This is a genomic window from [Actinomadura] parvosata subsp. kistnae, assembly GCF_900323885.1.
Taxonomy (GTDB): domain Bacteria; phylum Actinomycetota; class Actinomycetes; order Streptosporangiales; family Streptosporangiaceae; genus Nonomuraea; species Nonomuraea composti.
Genome location: NZ_OOHJ01000022.1, coordinates 921786 through 939981 on the forward strand (window position 1 = coordinate 921786; position 18196 = coordinate 939981).

Here is an 18196-nt window from a genome sequence, read left to right on the forward strand (position 1 = left end):
GGAGCGCCGGATGACCGAGGACGATTCGACGACGCTCGAGAGGACCCGGCTCGTCCGGCCGGCCGGCCGGAACGATCCACCCCTGCTGCTGGCGTCCGAGGGCGCCCGGGTGGTCGTGGCCGGCACCGGCGCGCACCGGCCCTCGTCACGGCTGCCGCAGATGCCCGCCGTGCCGGCGACCGTCACCGACCTCGGGCAGTGCCTGGTCGACCGGGCCGGCCTGGCCCCGCAGCACCTCACCGTGCTGCTCGACCCGGCCACCCCCGCCAACCTGGGCGAGGCGCTCGAGCACGCGGCGCGCGAGGCGACGAGCGTGCTGATGTTCCACTTCGTGGGGCATGCCCTGTTCGCCCCCGACAACGAGCTGCACCTGGCCACGCGGGCCACGGTCGACCTGGGGCAGGGGGCGCCCGGCTTCCAGGCGCTGCCGTACTCGATGGTGCGCCGCATCCTCGGCTCGTCCCGGGCCGAGCACGTCGTCGTCGTGCTCGACTGCTGCTTCACCAGCGGCAACCGGCCGGTGCCCGCCAAGGCGATGGACCAGACGTTCGACGCCTCCTGGCGCGGCGCGTACGTGCTGACCTCGGCCAGCAAGGACGAGAACGCCTGGGCGCTGCCCGGCGTCCGGCACACCGCGCTCAGCGGGGCGCTGCTGCGGCTGCTGAACGACGGCGACCCGGCGGGGCCCGCGGCGTTCACGCTCGACCACGTGCACCACCACCTGGCCCGCGTGCTGCCCGCCGCCGGGTTCCCCCGGCCCAGGAGGCAGGCCGGGGAGGTCAAGGAGCTGCCGCCGCTCACCGTCAACCCGGCCCACCGCGCCACCCGCACGCACGCGGGCCCGCCGATCAGCTCCCCCGGCGACCTCAACAGCCCCTACCGGGGGCTGGCCGCGTACGGGCGCGACCACGCGGAGCTGTTCCTCGGCCGCGAGGAGGCGACCAGGTCGCTGGCCGCGCGGGCCCGCCAGGCGCTGCGCTCCGCCGGGCCGCCGGTGGTCATCGGCTCGCAGGCGTTCGAGGCGGGCGGCCCGCTCATCGTCACCGGCCCGTCCGGCTGCGGGAAGACGTCGCTGCTGCACGCCGGCCTGATCCCCGCCGTGCGCGAGGACGCCCGCAGGAGCGTCGTGCTGACCCCCGGCCCGCTGCCGGTGGCCGCGCTGGCCCGCGAGCTGGCCGCGCTGAGCGGCGGCGATCCCGAACGGCTGCGCGCGATCATCGACTCCGACCCCGGCGCGGCCCGGCGCGGGCTGCCCGCGCGCACGCTCGTGGTGGTGGACCAGTTCGAGGAGCTGTTCACCCTGTGCGACGACGAGGCGGCCCGGCGGCGGTTCGTGGAGGCGCTCGTCGAGGTGTCCCGATCGGCCGCCGTGGTGATCGCCGTGCGGGGCGACTTCTTCGCCCGCTGCGCCGCGTACCCCGGCCTGCTGGAGACGATGCGGCGGCCCGAGATCGTCGCCCCCATGACCCCGGCGGAGCTGCGGCGCGCGATCGAGGAGCCGGCAGTCCGCTCCGGGCTCTCGCTGGAGCCCGGGCTGACCGAGCTGATCCTGGAGGACGTCCAGGCGCTGGCGGGCGCCGACGACCTGCTGCCCCTGCTGTCGCACGCGCTGCTGGCCACCTGGCAGCGGCGCTCCGGCGGGGTGCTCACCATGGCGGGCTACCGCGCGGCCGGCGGGGTCGCGCGGGCGGTGGCGCTGAGCGGCGAGGAGACGCTGCGGCGGCTCGGCGCGGAGTTCGAGCCGGTCGCGCGCGGGCTGCTGGTGCCGCTCGTGCACGTGGACCCGCAGGCGGGGGCGCTGCGGCGGCGCGTGCCGGTCTCCCGGCTGAGCTCCGGCGCGGCCTCCGTCGAGGGGCAGGTGCTGGCCGAGCTGGTACGCGCGCGCCTGGTCACCGTGACGGTCACCGACGAGGGCGAGCAGGCGGAGCTGGCCCACGAAGCCCTCGTACGCGCCTGGCCCCGGCTCGGCAACTGGGCCGAGACCGCGCGGGCCGGGCTGCTCGTACGGCGGCGGCTGGCCGAGGACGCCGAGATGTGGCAGCGGGACGGCCAGGACGCCTCCTACCTCTACACCGACGACCGCCTCGCCACCGCCCAGGCCGCCGTCTCGGCCCTGAGCAGCGCCTCGGCCCCCACCGCCGCCGCCCAGCCAGCCCCGGCCACGGTGACGCCTGTCGAGAAGGAGTTCCTCGACGCGTCCCGGCGCCGGCAGCAGCGCCGCAAGCAGATCACCCGCGGCGCGATCGCCACCCTCAGCCTGCTCTTCCTCGTGGCCGCCACGGGCGCCGTGGTGGCGCTCGTCCAGTCGAGCCGCTTCAGCCACCAGGCGACCGAGGCGGCACTCCAGCGCGACCAGGCGCTGTCCCGCCAGGTGGCCGCGGCGGCCGCCGGCACGGGTGACAGTTCGCTGGGCTCGCAGCTCGCCCTGGCCGCCTACCGCCTCTCGGCCACCCCCGAGGCGAGGGGCGCGCTGCTCGGCTCGCTCTCCCGCCCGGTCGGCGCCCGGATGACCGGTCACACCGCCCCGGTGGAGCGGGTGGCCTACCGCCCCGACGGCCGCGTGGCCGTGACCGCCTCAAGCGACACCACCGCCCGGCTGTGGAACGTCACCGACGCCCTGCGGCCCAAGAGCGCGGGCGTCGTCAAGGGGCACACGGGAGGCGTGCTCGCCGCCGCGTTCAGCAAGAGCGGCAAGGTGCTCGCGACGGGGTCTGCCGACGGCACCGCCCGCCTGTGGGAGGTCTCCGACACCGCCAAGCCCCGCGCCCTGGCCACGCTCAAGGGCCACGAGGAGCAGGTGGGCTCCGTCTCGTTCAGCCCCGACGGCAACGTGCTGGCCACCGCGTCCACCGACGGCACGATGCGGCTGTGGAACGTCAAGGACCCGGCCAAGCCCGCGCAGGTCGCGGTCGTCAAGCAGGACGCCGACCCCACGAGGACGGCCTTCTCCCCCGACGGCCGGCTCGTGGCGCTCGGCTCGACCGACGGCACGATCAAGCTCCTCGACGTGCTCACCCCCGCGAAGCCGGCCGTGCTGGCCACGCTCACCTCGGCGGAGGGCGCGGTCAGGAGCGTCACGTTCGCGCCGAACGGCCGCTACCTGGCCTCCTCCTCCGACACCGGCAAGGTGCAGGTCTGGGAGATCACCGCGACGAAGCTGGTCGGCACCGCGAGCGGCCACTCCGGCTCGGTGGACGACGTCGCGTTCAGCCCCGACGGCAACGTCCTGGCCACCGCCTCCGCCGACGCCACGGTCCGGCTGTGGAGCGTCCAGAACCCGCGTGAGCCCGTGCTCACCGCCACCCTGGCCGGGTTCCCCGACGCGGTGACCGGGGTGGCGTTCAGCCCGAACGGCCAGAACCTGCTGACCTCCGCCGCCGACGGCGTCGCCCGGCTGTGGAACGTCTCCAACACCTCCCGCACCGCGCCCTTCGCCCGGCTCGGCGCGCACACCGGGCAGGTCAACGGCATCGCCATCGCCAAGGGCGGCGCCACGCTGGCCACCGCCTCCGACGACGAGACCGTCCGGCTCTGGAACATCTCCGACCCGGCGGTGGCCACGCCCGAGTCCACGCTCAGCGGGCACACCGAGCCGGTCGCGTCGGTGGCGTTCAACCCCGAGGGCACCCGCCTGGTGACGGCGTCCGACGACAAGACGGCCAAGATCTGGGACGTCTCCGAGACCGCGACCCCGAAGCTGCTCGGCACGCTGACGGGGCACACGGCCGGCGTGCGGTCGGCCGCGTACGGGCCCGACGGCAAGACGGTCGTGACGACCGGCCGCGACGGCCGGACGCTGCTGTGGAACGTCGCCACCCCGTCCAGCCCCAAGCAGGTCGCCACCGTCGGCGCCGCCGACCGGCGGGTGAGCACGGCCGCCTTCCGTCCGGACGGCCGCGCCCTGGCCGTCGGCTCGGGCACCGGGTCCGTACGGCTGTGGGACCTGTCGAAGCCGGCCGCGCCGCGCTCGCTCGGCACGTTCTCGGCCGGCCCGGGCAGCGTCCTCGACCTGCGGTTCAGCCGCGACGGCAAGACGCTGGCCACGGCGTCGTCCGACGGCGTCGCCCGCCTCTGGAACGTCGCCGCGCCCGCCGCCGTCAAGAAGCTCGCCGACCTGCCAGGACACTCGGCCGCCGTGTCGGCGCTCGCCTTCAGCGCCGACGACCGCACGCTCGTCACGGCCTCCGAGGACGGGAGCGTGCGGGTGTGGAACGTCGTCACGCCCGCCCGTCCCGAGCTGTGGGCCGTGTTCGCGGGCCGGGGCGCGGCCGGTGACGTGGAGCTGGGCCCCGACGGCACCGTGCTGGCCGCCGCCTCCGGCAGCGCCGCCCAGCTCTACGGCCTGAACGTGGAGCAGGCGACGGGCAACGTCTGCGAGGCGTCGGGCACGTCGATCAGCGGCGCCGAGTGGGCCCGGTACGTGCCCGGCCGCCCCTACGCGCCGCCGTGCTCCACCGCCACGGCATCGGCCTCGGGCTCATAGATCGCGTTGTCGAAGACGGCTTCGCAGCCCTCGCCGGCCAGGTCCTGCACCCACAGGCCGACGAACGCGCCGGTGAAGCCGAACGCGCGCACCTGGCCGTCGATGATCTCGTCGGCGTGCTCGTCCGACAGGATCGTGGCGTCCAGCTCCACGGGGATGGCGTGGCCGTCGTACGAGAAGCGCAGCACCGGCCCGTCGAGCTCCAGCGCGAGGCGGCTCGCGGTGCCCGGGGCGGTGAAGTGCACGGTGCGGGCGCCCCTGTCGCTGCCCGTCAGGACGACGCCGTCGGTGGTCAGCGCGAGGTGGTACCAGGTGCGGGAGTTGTAGTAGGCGGTGATCCCGGCGGACTGGTGCACGCTGCGGGGCTCGAACGTCACGTTCGCCGCGAACGTGCCCCGCTGGGCGGTCACCCGCTGGGCGACCAGGCTGGGGGCGCGCCGCCCGTACGGTGACTGGCCGCCGCTGACCGTCACCCGTCCGTCCTCGAACCGCACCCAGTCGGGCGAGGCCGGCCGGCGCAGCGTGCTCCACACCCCCTCGGCGGCGGGCCAGCGGTGCGGCGGCAGCTCGGGCGCGGACACGTCCACCGCCGGCACTCCCCCGGCCACCCGCGGCCAGCCGTCCACCCACTCGACGCGCTGGATCGCGCTCTCCCTGCCCAGCACGCACCGGCCGCGCGGCGTGTACGGCCGCGCCGCGAGATGCGCCATGTACCACTCGCCGCCCTGCGTCCGCACGAGGCAGCCGTGCCCGGCCTTCTGCAGCTCCAGGCCGGGGTCGTGGCGGGAGGTCAGCATCGGGCCGGCCGGGTCGGGCTCGTACGGGCCCTCCAGCGTGCGCGAGCGCAGCACGCTCACGCAGTGCTCGTAACCGGTGCCGCCCTCGGCGACCATCAGGTAGTACCAGCCGTCCACCTTGTAGATGTGCGGCCCCTCCGTGACGCTGCGGTTCTCCAGGATGAGCTTCGGCTCGCCGCCGCCGAGCGGCTGCAGCTCGATGCCGGAGAAGCCGCGCCCGGGGCGCGAGTCGAACACCATGTTCAGCAGGTATGCCGTGCCGTCGTCCTCGTGGAACAGCGCCGCGTCGAACCCCCGGCCCGGCAGCCGCACCGGGTCCGACCACGGGCCCTCGATGGCGGGCGCGGTGACGAGGTAGTTGGCGACGTCCTTGTAGCCGTGCGCGTACGTGTCCATCACGCTGTAGACCAGGTGGAACAGCCCGTTCGCGTACGTCAGGTCAGGCGCCCACACCCCGCCCGAGTCGGGCACCCCGGACAGGTCGAGCAGCCTGCGCTCGGTCAAAATGCCGCCCAGGGGACGCCAGTGCACCAGGTCACGCGAATGGTGCACCAGGACGCCCGGATACCACTCGAACGTCGAGGTGGCGATGTAGTAGTCGTCCCCGACGCGCAGGATGGACGGGTCCGGGTGGAAGCCGGGCAGGACGGGGTTACGGATCATCGGATCTCCACGAGATGGGGTAGGCCCGCGGCCAGGTCGAGCCGCGTACGCAGCCCTGAAGCGCGGTGGATCAAGGTGACGGCCTGGTCAGCCGGCGAGCGCAGCACGTCCCAGATCTCCATGCCTGAACCCTGCCAGAGCCATGATCGGCGGCTCACCCCGCCCCCCGGCCTCCGCCCGGACTTGGGGGCTCAGGTCACGATGGAGACCGGGTGGCGGCGAGGCGGCGCCGGGCCGAACGCATCATCGCGTGCACGACGACCGGATGCGCCAGACGTACCGGCATGAAGTACACCCTGCCCCGCCACCCCTTCAGCCGCACGGTGGTGGTGACCCGCACCAGCCGCGCGGCGGCGTCCACGGCGACGCCGCAGCGGAAGTCGAGATGCCGGTCATCGGCCACGATGAGCGCCTCCTCCCCCTCCACCCGCGCCACCCGGAAGACGTCGCGAGGAGCCCGCCGGACACCGAGCAGCGGCACGAGAGCCTGCCGCACCGCCATCGCGGCACCGACCCAGCGCGGCAGCGCCCGCAACGAGAAGATCTCCTCCGCCCAGACCCGCGGATCCTCGGAAGCACCGGGAGGCAGCACCCCGATCATCACATCGGCATAGTCGGGCACCGGAATGTCCTCAAGCGCCGACGACCAGTAGACGGGAGTTCTCATGACGCCTCCATACGCTGCCGTATGGTCCTTACTGTACGCCCCCGTACGGCGCCCGCCCCACCCGGGTCCGACCAGCGATGACACCGATCTGCAGCCGACATGAAGCCGCCCCTTGATGGTGTGGCCTCATCACCGCGATCGACCGCAGAACGGGGAGAACACGATGCGGACCAGGAGAGCACTCACGATCGCCGCCACCGGCACGGCCCTCGCCCTCGGCACCCTGGCAGGCGTCGCAGCCGCGACCAGCGCCCTGCCCACGACGACGGGCCAGCACGAGAACACGACCCCCGCCGGCCACTGGGACGGCGGCATCGCCCCGGCCGGCCATTATGACGGCGGGGTCGCCCCGGCCGGCCACATCGACGGCGGGGTCGCCCCCGCGGGCCACGTCGACGGCGGAGTCGCCCCCGCAGGCCAGCACGACAACGTCATTCCCGCCGGCCAGCACGAGGGCAACATCGCCCCGGCCGGCCACGACTGGGTGGGATGAGCGCCGCGCGGCCGGGTGCGATGACACCCGCACCCGGCCGCACGACGAGCAAGTTCGGCGAACTTCATATCTAGACGTAGGTATACAGCTACCATACGAGTCATGCCGTCACCTCCCCACGACGCACTCGTCCAGATGTTCAGCGACAACCCGCACTTGGCCGTGGAGCTCCTGCGCGACATCGTCAAGGTGGACCTGCCCGACACTCCTGCGATCCAGCAGGAGGAGCGCACGTTCAACACCCGGATCTCCGACGACATCGAAGCCGACCTCGTCTTCACCCTGGGGCCGGCACAATGCCCGCAGCACGTCATCATCGTGGAGATCCAGCAGGGCAGGGGTAAGAGCGTCGTACAACTCGCCCGCTACGCCGCCGCCGCCTGGCTGCTGCTGCGCTGCGACGTCACGGTCCTGGTCGTCTGCCCCAACCAGCCGGACGCCGATCATTACGGGCAGCCGATCGACTCGGGGCTGACCGGCTATCGCTTCCAGGCCCGCACGGTGGGCCCGGACGACATCCCGGCCATCATCGACCCGCAGGAGGCCACCGCCGACCTGCCCCTCGCCGTCCTGTCGGTCATGGCTCAGGGCCGCGACTGCAAGGTACTCAAAGCCTTCACCGAAGCGCTCAGCAGCCGCCCCGATGGTGACGCTACGAAGTACTATGAATACGCATACAGCATGTCCGGGCCCGAGGTCCGGAAGCTCTTGGAGGAGATCATGGCGTCCACCACGTGGCCGGTCTACAGCCCCTTCGCCCGCGAGCACTTCGGCCGCGGGGTGAAGGAAGGCACCGCCAAGGGCAAGGCGCAGGAGGCCGCCGAGGCGGTGCTGCTCGTGCTCGATGCGCGTGGCGTCGCCATCTCAGAGGCCACCCAAATCTGCATCACCACCTGCACAGACGTTGACCAGCTCCACACGTGGCTCATTCGCGCAGCCACCGCGCACTCGCCAGAAGACCTGTTCAACTACCCCGACGACCAGGAGTAGGGAGCGCCATCGGGTCTTCGGCATTACCGGAAACGATCTTTACTTGCGGTCAGTCCCACGTGATCTGTTTCCGTTTTGCCCAGCTTGACGAAGGCAGGACGGACATGAGAGACCTGACAGCCCGATCACCGTCTCTGCGCCACCTCGCGCTGATCGCGGCCCTGGCGCTCGGCTCGCCTCTCATCGCAACGGCGGCCTGGACGTCGGGGCAGGCGGGTCGCGGGCTCATGCTGCGCCTGTCCCGCCGCTCCCCCGTCGTGGGGTGAGCGGCGGGGCGGGCCGCAGGGGTGTCGGTCAGTGGGTCAGGCGGAGGACGCCCCAGTGGCTGGTGTCGAGGTAGCTGCGGGACGTCGCGTCGTTCCACGTCACCGCACTCGTACGGGCCGCTCCGGTCGCGTCGTTGACCTGGACGTCGAAGCCCAGCAACGTGCCTTCCCCGAGGGTGATGGTGGGCAGGTCGATGGCCGCCTCCACTACGTACCCGCCGGGTGCCGGGGCGGCCGCCGCCCGGATGTGGTCCTTCACGCCGGCCGCGTCGAACGTGCCGCCCACCGTCACGCGGCCGGTGAAGCTCACCCGGTACTGGCCGTCGTCGTCCGAGTAGCCCTTGGTCTTGCCGTTGCCGGGGTCGACGAAGATCTCGACGGAGTCCTGTTCCCATGGGTTGGCGGACTGCTCGCTCAGCGTGGGGTCGGTGACCTGGGCGAGGACGTACAGGGTGGGGCCGGACCACAGGGTGCGGACCCTCGCGGTGGCGCCCGTGGTGCCCTGGATCCAGGTGGCGGTGCGTACCTCGGGGGCGCCGGTCCAGGCGCGGTCCACGGCGCCGTCCAGGACGGGGGGCGTGGGGCGGTGCGGGGCGGTGGTGTGCTTGACGGCGGGGGCGGGGGTGATCCGGCCGGTCCAGGTGATCTCGGTGCTCCGGTCTCGTACGGTGAGCTGGACGTCGGTGCCGCCGGCGAGCAGGGCCTCGACGCGGTAGCCGGTGGCGGTGGGGCGGACGCCGGGCGAGGTGCGGGTGAGGGTGCGGGAGCGGCCGTCCACGGTGAAGGTGACGCGGTCGTCCTTGTTCACGGTGCGGTCGGTCACCTCCGCGAGCACGTACAAACCGGAGGCTGTGCCGGGGCGCGCGAGAGAGCTGCTCGTCGTGGCGGCGTGCGCGGGAGAGCTCGTCGTGGCAGCGTGCGGGGGAGAGCTCGTCGTACCGGCGTGCGTGAGAGAGCTCGTCGTACCGGCGTGCGCGGGAGAGCCGGTCGTGGCCGTGCGGGCCTGGAAGCCGGCTGAGACGTCGCCGACGCGGGCGAGGGGCGTGTCCGGCAGCAGATCCCATTCGGGGTCGCGCCTGCCGTCGACCTTGATGACGCCGGCGGGCGCCTCCAGCTTGCGGACGAGCGGGTCCAGCTTGGACGGGTCCACGACGCCCCAGTACGCGGGCTTGGCCTGGAGGTCGTCGTCGAAGAGCAGGGGTGCGTTGAGCCGCGTGATGGGCCAGGAGCGCAGCCAGCTGACGTCGTCCGATTCGCCCCACACGGTGACGGAGCCGAGCCGGGCGGCCTGCCGCCTGAAGACGTCGAACAGCTCCTTGTAGCGGTACCCCTGCTCCAGGAGCAGCTCGGGCGGGATCGTGTCGTAGGTGGAGACGAAGTCGGTGTAGATGCTCACGTCGAGCTCGGTGACCTGCTGCTCGAGGCCGAGGCCGGCGAAGCGCTCGATGGTGGCTTCGACGTCGGCGGCGGGTGGGTGCTCGATGTTGAGGTGGAGCTGGTGGCCGACGCCGTCGATGGGCACGCCTTCGTCCTTGAGCTGCTTGACGAGCCTGTAGAGGGCTTCGCGTTTGCGCGGGAGCTCGGTGTTGTAGTCGTTGATGAACAGCTTGGCGGCGGGGTCGGCCTCGTGGGCGACGCGGAAGGCGGTGCGGATGAAGTCGAGCCCGGCGATCTCGTACCACTTGGAGCGGCGCAGCCCGTCGGGCTGGTTCTCGTCCACGACCTCGTTGACGACGTCCCAGACGGCGATCCTGCCCTTGTAGCGGGTGACGAGCGTGCGGACGTGCCGTTCGAGGCGTTGCAGCAGCACCTCCTTGGTGGCGTTGTCGAAGACCCAGTCGGGGGTCTGGCTGTGCCAGGCGAGGGTGTGGCCGCGGATGGTCATGCCGTGCTCGGTGGCCCAGTCGACCAGGTAGTCGCCGTCGGTGAAGGTGAACTCGCCTTCCCGGGGCTCGGTGGCGTCCCATTTGAGCTCGTTGCCGGGGGTGACGCCGTTGAAGTGCTTGGCGAGGAGCTGGCCGTGGACGCCGAGCGTGTCGGGGCGGGTGAAGGCGGAGCCCATCGTGAACGGCACCTCGTCCTTGAGCGAGGGCAGCCCGGTCTGGATGGGTTTGGGCTCGACGTAGGTGAGGGTGAAGTCGTCGAGGTGGAAGGGGAAGGTACCGGTGTCGGACTCGATGTAGACGCTGAGGAAGTCCACGTCGTACGCGAGCGTGTACGTCCCCGATAGCTGTACCCATTGGCCGGCGGGCACGTCCTTGGGCGCGACGACGCGCTCGTAGCTGGGGGTGCCGCCGGTGTGGCGTTCGATGGACAGGCCGAGCTTGCCGGCGGCGGTGTCGGGGCCGAGCCGGACCCAGACGGACAGGGCGTACTTGTCGCCCTTGCCCATGCGGCCGAGGACGTTCAGGGCAGGGCCGTCCCAGGAGGCGGAGCGGCCAGTGACGGTGAGGGCGCGGGTGCCGGTGTGCGCGGTCGTCCCGGTTTCCAGGACGGCGGCGGCGCGCGATGACCAGTCCTGGGCGGTGCCGTCCTCGAAGTCGCTGGTGATCGGCTCGCGGGTGGGGTCGCCGAGCGGGGTCACGACGATGTCGTCGAGGTGGTACTGGGAGGTGGCGTCAGAGCTCTCGACGTAGAGCTGCACGCCGGTGGACTCGGCGGTGAACAGGTAGCTGCCCGACAGCCGCACCCATCCTGCGTCGGTGACGGTGGCCGCCGCGACCCGCTCGTACGTGGTCTCGCCGCCGGTCGGGGTGCGCTGCACGGTCATCGCGATCGTGCTGGAGGGCTGGCCGGCGGCCAGGCGGGCGTACGCGGTGACGGTGTAGCCGACGCCCCTGGCGAAGGGGGCGGTGATGGCGGCGCCGTGCCAGGTGGCGGTCCTGCCGGTGACGGCGAGGCCGCCGCCGCCGGTGCGGGCGGCGTCCGGGGTGACGGTGACGGAGACGCCGTCGCCGCGCGGCCCCCACCCCTGCGTGGTGCCGTCCTCGAAGTCATACGAGAGGTCGGACGTGAGGCCGGTCGCGTGGGCTGGAAGCACCGGCACGAGGCATGACAAGGCGGCGGCCACCAGGGCTAAGAGGGTGCGCACAGTGCTCCTACGGCATCCGGACTGAAAGTTTCAGGAAAACGCCGATAAATATCAGGCGGACTGTAGAGGCGAGGCTCAGGCGGGTCAACAACCTCGAATCAGGCTGCAATCGCTTGTTGCAGGAAAGGTGCAGTTTCACTGCAGGTCATTGACGAAGTGAGGGGTTTGGGCGAACGTTTCATGCAACCGATTGCCGCACTCCCCGTCGAGGTTGCGCAGATGCGACTTCTGTTACTCCCCCCAGTCATCGCCCTCGCGGTGGTCGCGACCATGACCCCGGCCGCCACGGCGGCGACCCGCAGCACGATCGTCGTGGCCGCCGACGGCTCGGGCGACCACGCGACCGTGCAGGACGCGGTGAACGCCGTGCCCTCCGGCAACACCCGCCCGGTCACCATCCTGGTCCGCAAGGGCACGTACAAGCAGCAGGTGGTCATCCCCGCCGACAAGCCGCACATCACGCTGGCCGGCGACACCCGCGACCCGCGCGAGGTGGTGCTGACGTTCGACGCCTCGGCGGCCACGCCGAAGCCGGACGGGTCCGGCACCTACGGCACCTCGGGCAGCGCCTCGTACGTGATCAGCGCCCCCGACTTCACCGCCCGCAACCTCACGTTCGAGAACTCCTACGACGAGGCCGCGCACGGCAACAGCCAGGCCGTCGCGGTCCGGACGACCGGCGACCGGCAGGTGTACGACAACGTCAGGTTCCTCGGCAACCAGGACACCCTGTACGCCAACACCGGCTCCGCCACCACCTTCGCCCGCCAGTACTTTCACAACTGCTACGTCGAGGGCGACGTGGACTTCATCTTCGGCCGCGCCACGGCTGTGTTCGACCGCTGCGTGATCAAGGCGCTGAACCGGGGCAGCGCGGACAACAACGGCTACGTCACCGCCGCCAGCACCGAGATCACGAACCCGTACGGCTTCCTGATCTACCGCAGCCACCTCGTCAGCGACGCGCCCGCCCGCACATTCCACCTGGGCCGCCCGTGGCCGGCCGGCGGCTCCGCGACGGCGCGCGGCCAGGTGCTGGTGCGGGAGTCGTGGCTGGGCCAGCAGGTCAAGGACGCGCCCTGGACCGACATGTCGGGCCTGAACTGGCGCGAGGCCCGCCTGTCGGAATACCGCAACCACGGCCCCGGCGCGACCGTCAACGACGACCGCCCGCAGCTCACCGCGGAGCAGGCCAGGGCGTACACGCCGGAGAGGTACCTGGCGGGCAGCGACGGCTGGAACCCGCTGCGCCGTCCCTCTCCCACCAGGCCCGAGCCGGGCCGACAGGTGCTGCCGCGCGACGACGGCTGGGCGGCCGCCACGACCGGCACCACCGGGGGCTCGGCCGCCCGCCCCGAGAACGTGCACGTCGTCTCCACGAGGGCGGAGCTGCTGGCCGCGCTGGGCGACCCGGCCGACAACACCCCGCGGATCATCTACGTCAAGGGCGCCGTCGACGCCGACACCGACGCCTCCGGCAACCCGCTGACCTGCGACGACTACGCCGTCAACGGCTACAGCCTGCCCGCCTACCTGGCCGCCTACGACCCGGCCGTCTGGGGCAGGACGAGCGTCCCCTCAGGGCCGCTGGAGGAGGCGCGCAAGGCGTCGTACGCGAAGATGGCCGAGCACGTGACGGTCACCATCGGCTCCAACGTCACGCTCATGGGCCTCGGCGGGGACGCCGCGCTGAAGAGCTTCGGCCTGCGCATCAGCAACGCCGACAACGTCATCGTGCGCAACCTGACCATCACCGACACCTCCGACTGCTTCCCGCAGTGGGACCCGACGGACGGCGCCGAGGGCAACTGGAACGCCTCCTTCGACAACATGGAGGTCTCCGGCTCCACCCACGTGTGGCTGGACCACAACACGCTCAACGACGGCGACAACCCCGACTCTGGCCAGCCGCTCTACTTCGGCCGCCCGTACCAGGTGCACGACGGGCTGCTCGACGTCGTGCGCGGCTCGAACTACGTGACGCTCTCCTGGAACCACCTCAGCGGCCACGACAAGGTGACGCTCATCGGCAACACCGACAACCCGGCCCGGTACGGCGAGCAGGACAAGCTCAAGGTCACCCTGCACCACAACTACTTCGAGGCGCTCGGCCAGCGCGCGCCGCGGGTGCGCTTCGGGCAGGTGCACGTCTACAACAACTACTACCGGGGCGGCGACGGGCACGGCTACAGCATCGGGGTCGGCGTCGGCTCCAAGGTGTACGCCGAGAGCAACGCCTTCGACGGGATCGACGCGGCCAAGGTGCTGACGGTGTTCGGCGGCAAGGCGATCACGGCCGAGGACAACCTCGTGGACGGGGTGGTCACCGACGTGGTGGCCGCGTACAACGAGGCCAACGGCACGACGCTCGGCACGGACGCGGGCTGGACGCCCACGCTGGTGCCCCGCGTGCATCCGGCCAAGGCGCTGAAGCACCTCGTCCCGGCGGGCGCGGGCGCGGGCCGCCTGCGCTGAACCGACCCGGTCGTGCGTGAGACGACCGCGATGACCCCGGCGGCGGGCGGTCCGCGCGCCGGCGGCCCCCACCCGGGCCGCCCGCCCCGGTCAACGCCGCGGCCCGGCATCCGGGCCCGGCTCTTCAGATGACGAACCCGTCGTGGTTGACGATGTAGAGCACGCCTCCCGTGACCATCAGCACCGCGCCGACCACGATGGCGGCCCAGCCGCCCACCCACGCCGCGATCATCAGCCCTACGCAGGCAATGACAATCCCGGCAAGCCTATAGATTTGGGCATTTCTACTCACATAAAGAGCTTTGCCGTCTGAAGGTGGGTGTATCCCACCCAGCTTGGGCACTCTTTTCTGACCCCGTCCTCGCCTAGCCTCGAAGGCATGGACACCGACAACCTGCTCGGCCAGTTCCTGCGGGCCCGCCGCGAGCGGCTCCAGCCGGAGGACCTCGGCATGCCCGCCGGCACCCGCCGGCGCGTGCGGGGCCTGCGCCGCGAGGAGGTCGCCCGGCTCGCCGGAGTCAGCACGGACTACTACGTCCGCCTGGAGCAGGGCCGCGAGCGGCACCCGTCGGCCCAGGTGGTCGACGCGCTGGCCCGCGCGCTGGAGCTGGAGGAGGACGCCGCCACGCACCTGCACCAGCTCTCCCGCCCCGCCCCCGCCAGGCGGCGCCCGCGCCCCCGGCGCGAGCAGGTCGGCCCCGGCCTGGTCCGCCTGATGGCGGCCTGGCCGCACACCCCCGCCATCGTCCTCGGCCGGTGCCTGACCGTGCTGGCCGCCAACCCGCTCGGCAAGGCGCTCTACGACGGCCACACCTACAGCGACGACCTGGTCAGGCTGGTGTTCCTCGACCCCGACGCCCGCGACTTCTTCCCCGACTGGGACCGGGTGGCCGTCAACACCGTCGGCGGGCTGCGCTCGGCCGCCGGCGACGACTACGACGACCCCCGGCTCGTCGAGGTCGTCGGCGAGCTGTCGCTCAAGAGCGAGCCTTTCCGCCGGCTGTGGGCCCGCCACGACGTCCGCCAGAAGACCCACGAGACCAAGCGCTTCCACCACCCGCTGGTGGGCCCGCTGACCCTGCACTACGAGTCGCTGACCGTGAACGGCGCACCCGGCCAGCAGCTCGTCGTCTACCAGGCCGACCCCGGCAGCCCGTCGGAAGAGGCCCTGTCCCTGCTGGGCAGCCTCACGGCCTGACCCCACCCGTTCACCAGGCGCGGAGCACACCGCGCCATCCCGGCATGCCCGAACCCGGAATCCGGAATCCGAATCCGGAAGGACCGGGCTGCGTCGACCACCCCGTCTGAGGAGCAGAACACCATGGAACAGAAAGTCGTCCTGATCACCGGCGCGAGCAGCGGCATCGGCCGGGCCACCGCGCTGCGCCTGGCCCGTGAGGGCCATCAGGTGGTGCTCGGCGCCCGCCGCGAGGACCGCCTCGCCGAGACCGCCGCGGCCATCGAGGCCGCCGGCGGCAAGGCCGACGCCCGGCGGCTCGACGTGACCGACCGCGCGGACGTGGCCGCGTTCGTGGACGGCGCCGCCGAGCGGCACGGCCGCGTGGACGTCCTCGTCGGCAACGCGGGCGTGATGCCGCTGTCGCGGCTGGACGCGCTGCTGGTCGAGGAGTGGGACCGGATGATCGACGTGAACGTGCGCGGCCTGCTGTACGGGATCGCCGCCGCCCTGCCGCACTTCCAGCGGCAGGGCGCGGGGCACTTCGTCACCGTGGCCTCCATCGCCGCCTACCGGGTCTCGCCGGCGGCGGCGGTCTACTGCGGCACGAAGTACGCCGCCTGGGCGATCACCGAGGGGCTGCGCCAGGAGCTCGACCCGAGCATCCGCGTCACCACCGTCTCCCCCGGCGTCGTGGAGTCGGAGCTGGCCGAGAGCATCACCGACCCGGGCGCGCGGGAGGCGATGCGGACGTACCGGGCGGAGTCGATCCCGGCCGACAGCATCGCGCAGGCGATCTCGTACGCGATCGGCCAGCCGGCCGACGTGGACGTGAACGAGCTGGTCATCCGCCCGGCCCGGCAGCGGTAGGGCTCAGCCGAGCCCGTTGTGCAGGCCCTCGCCCTCCGGTTCGAGCGCGTAGTTGATGCCCGCGTCGATGTCGCTGTCGAACCCGGTGCGGAAGGCGACCTCGTAGGCGTTGTCGCCGAGCAGGTCGCGGGCCTGCTTCTCGCAGGTGCGCCGGGCCGTCACCAGGGCGGGCACGCCGGCCTGCGCCTGGCCGTGGGTGCTCCAGATGCGCTGCGCCAGGCCGAGCAGCCGGGCCGCGCGGTGTGCCCGCCCGGCCGCGCCCGCCGCGAGGGCGAGCAGGTCGACGGTGCGGCCCATGCCGAAGCTGTCGTGCAGCCGCCGCTTGGTGCGCAGGGCCGCCTGCCCGTAGGCGACGGCCAGGTCGAGGCGTCCGGCGCTCAGCTCGGCCTGGCCGCGCAGGAAGTCACCGTGGGAGCGCATCGACAGCTCGCCGCACCGCTCGCACAGGGCGCGGGCGTCCTCCAGCACGGCGACGGCCTCGTCGATGCGGCCGTCGGCGGTCAGGGCGTGCGCGCGGCAGTAGAGGCCGGTCAGCTTGGCGATGGTGAGCGGCTCGTCGTCGAAGCGGCTCTGGTAGGCGGTCTCGGACTCGGCCATGGCCTGGACCAGGTTGCCGCGGATCACCCCGGCCATCGCGCGCAGCGCGCCAGCGCAGCTCGCCGCGTAGGGGTCGCCGGGCTCGGCGGCCAGTTCGATCTGGGCGGCCCTGATCTCGGCGGCGCCGGCGTCGCCCTGCGTGGCCGCCAGGTGCCCGTCGGCCCACAGGGCCTGCACGAGCTCGGGGCCGGGCCGGGTGTCGAGGTCGAGGGCCTGCTGGAGGTAGTGGCGGCCCTCCTTGGCGTAGCCGCAGCCGTACCAGAAGAAGGCGAGCAGGCCGGCCAGGCGCAGTGCGGGCAGGCGGTCCTTGGCGGCGAGCGAGACCTCCAGGGCGGCGCGGAGGTTGTCGTGCTCGCCGATCATGCGGTCGTACCAGGAGATCTGGCCGGGGCCGAGCCAGCCGGCGGCGCCGCGGACGGCCAGGGACAGGAAGTGGTCGCGGTGGCGGCGCCGGAAGCGCTCCGCCTCGCCGAGGTGGCGCAGCCGGTCCGCGCCGTACTCGCGCAGCGTGTCGAGCATGCGGTAGCGCTCGCCGGCGCCGGTCGGCAGCCAGGTCAAGATGGACCCGCCGGCCAGCGCGTCGAGCAGCAGCCCGATGTCGGCCTCCGGCAGCCGCTCGTCGGCGCACACCTCGCGGACCGCCTCGGCGTCGAAGTCGCCGGCGAACACCGACAGCCGCGCCCAGAGCAGCCGCTCGGCGGGCTCGCACAGCTCGTGGCTCCATCCGATGGCGGTCCGCAGCGCCTGGTGCCACGGTGGGCCGGAGACACCCTCCGGATCGCCGTCCGGCGCGGAGAAGCGGTCGTCGAGCCGGTCGGCCAGCTCGGGCACGGACAGCTCGCGCAGCCGCGCCCCCGCCAATTCGATGGCCAGCGGGATGCCCTCCAGCCGCCGGCACAGCCGGCTGACCGCCTCCTGGTCCTGGTCGGCGAGGTCGAAGCCGGGCACGGCCTCGGCGGCGCGCTCGGCCAGCAGCGCCACCGCGTCGCCGCAGGCGGGCCCCGCGGCTCCGGCGGCCGGCACCGGCAGCGGGTCGACCAGGTACACCAGCTCGCCCGGCACCTCCAGCGGGCGGCGGCTGGTGGCCAGCACGCGCAGCCCCGGCACGGCTTCGAGGAGCGTGATGACCATACGTGAGCAGGCGCCCGTCAGGTGCTCGCAGGCGTCGAGGACGAGCAGCACCTCGCGGCCGGAGAGGTGCTCGGCCAGCACCTCGACCATGGGGCGGGCGGTCTGGTCGGTGAGCCGGAGCGAGGCGGCGATCGCGTGCGGCAGCAGGGGGCCGTCGACCGGCGGCGACAGCTCCACCAGCCAGGCGCCCCCGCCGAACTCGGGCCGCAGGGCGGCGGCGGCACGCAGGGCCAGGCGGGACTTGCCGACGCCGCCCACGCCGGTGAGGGTCACCAGCCTGGACCGGCGGCAGGCGCGGCGGATCTGGTCGAGCTCGCCACGACGGCCGACGAGGCTGGTCGGCTCCGCCGGGAGGTTTCCCGCCTGCCACTTACCTGCCATCGCGATCGCCACCCATCGGCTTCAGTTGTGACAGCAGCTTGCCTGATTCCACCGCGCTCCGTCACTAAAAGTAAGAAAGTAACTACGCCTGATGCACGTGATGGTGCTCCCGTGG

Annotated in this window: 12 protein-coding genes; 7 read left to right on the forward strand and 5 right to left on the reverse strand. The window is 72.7% G+C overall.

Annotated features, from left to right (window positions below; all coding sequences use genetic code 11):
* The first annotated feature begins 10 nt into the window (after positions 1 to 10).
* A complete protein-coding gene (locus KIS93_RS46925; RefSeq protein ID WP_080041771.1) occupies positions 11 to 4483 on the forward strand; it encodes a WD40 repeat domain-containing protein in 4473 nt (1490 codons plus the stop codon).
* Here the strand turns inward: KIS93_RS46925 and KIS93_RS46930 are convergent.
* From KIS93_RS46930 to KIS93_RS46935, 3 genes are all read right to left on the reverse strand, one after another.
* Complete coding sequence (locus KIS93_RS46930; protein ID WP_080041772.1) at positions 4435 to 5943, reverse strand: glycoside hydrolase family 43 protein; 1509 nt, start codon at positions 5941 to 5943, stop codon at positions 4435 to 4437. The genes KIS93_RS46925 and KIS93_RS46930 overlap by 49 nt on opposite strands.
* Positions 5940 to 6065 (reverse strand): hypothetical protein, encoded by a 126-nt coding sequence (locus KIS93_RS67905; protein ID WP_268966885.1) that lies wholly within the window; start codon positions 6063 to 6065, stop codon positions 5940 to 5942. The genes KIS93_RS46930 and KIS93_RS67905 overlap by 4 nt, the downstream gene beginning before the upstream one ends.
* A gap of 74 nt (positions 6066 to 6139) precedes the next feature.
* Positions 6140 to 6610 carry a DUF2867 domain-containing protein gene (locus KIS93_RS46935; RefSeq protein WP_080041773.1) on the reverse strand — a complete coding sequence of 157 codons (471 nt, stop codon included), beginning with the start codon at positions 6608 to 6610 and terminating at the stop codon, positions 6140 to 6142.
* A gap of 163 nt (positions 6611 to 6773) precedes the next feature.
* Between KIS93_RS46935 and KIS93_RS46940 the strand changes: the two genes are divergently transcribed.
* The 3 genes from KIS93_RS46940 (at position 6774) to KIS93_RS46950 (ending at position 8359) form a co-directional block, all read left to right on the forward strand.
* Positions 6774 to 7103 carry a hypothetical protein gene (locus tag KIS93_RS46940; protein ID WP_080041774.1) on the forward strand — a complete coding sequence of 110 codons (330 nt, stop codon included), beginning with the start codon at positions 6774 to 6776 and terminating at the stop codon, positions 7101 to 7103.
* A gap of 102 nt (positions 7104 to 7205) precedes the next feature.
* Positions 7206 to 8093, forward strand: coding sequence for a hypothetical protein (locus KIS93_RS46945; protein WP_230465475.1), 888 nt, complete (start codon positions 7206 to 7208; stop codon positions 8091 to 8093).
* Positions 8094 to 8197: 104 nt separating this feature from the next.
* Positions 8198 to 8359: a hypothetical protein gene (locus KIS93_RS46950; protein ID WP_155128340.1), complete on the forward strand. Its 162-nt coding sequence runs from the start codon at positions 8198 to 8200 to the stop codon at positions 8357 to 8359.
* Positions 8360 to 8387: 28 nt separating this feature from the next.
* Here the strand turns inward: KIS93_RS46950 and KIS93_RS46955 are convergent, their stop codons facing one another.
* Positions 8388 to 11450: an endo-1,4-beta-xylanase gene (locus KIS93_RS46955; RefSeq protein WP_080041776.1), complete on the reverse strand. Its 3063-nt coding sequence runs from the start codon at positions 11448 to 11450 to the stop codon at positions 8388 to 8390.
* Between the two features lie 219 nt (positions 11451 to 11669).
* On the opposite strand from KIS93_RS46955, the gene KIS93_RS46960 reads away from it, so the two are divergent.
* The 3 genes from KIS93_RS46960 (at position 11670) to KIS93_RS46970 (ending at position 15972) form a co-directional block, all read left to right on the forward strand.
* Positions 11670 to 13925 carry a pectinesterase family protein gene (locus tag KIS93_RS46960; protein WP_186404834.1) on the forward strand — a complete coding sequence of 752 codons (2256 nt, stop codon included), beginning with the start codon at positions 11670 to 11672 and terminating at the stop codon, positions 13923 to 13925.
* Between the two features lie 379 nt (positions 13926 to 14304).
* Positions 14305 to 15123: a helix-turn-helix transcriptional regulator gene (locus tag KIS93_RS46965; protein WP_080041778.1), complete on the forward strand. Its 819-nt coding sequence runs from the start codon at positions 14305 to 14307 to the stop codon at positions 15121 to 15123.
* 123 nt (positions 15124 to 15246) lie between these two features.
* Positions 15247 to 15972: an SDR family oxidoreductase gene (locus KIS93_RS46970; RefSeq protein WP_080041779.1), complete on the forward strand. Its 726-nt coding sequence runs from the start codon at positions 15247 to 15249 to the stop codon at positions 15970 to 15972.
* A 3-nt stretch (positions 15973 to 15975) separates the two neighbouring features.
* Here KIS93_RS46970 and KIS93_RS46975 read toward each other — a convergent pair whose 3' ends face one another.
* Positions 15976 to 18081, reverse strand: a complete 2106-nt coding sequence (locus KIS93_RS46975; RefSeq protein ID WP_155128344.1) for an ATP-binding protein — start codon at positions 18079 to 18081, stop codon at positions 15976 to 15978.
* Positions 18082 to 18196: the final 115 nt, after the last annotated feature.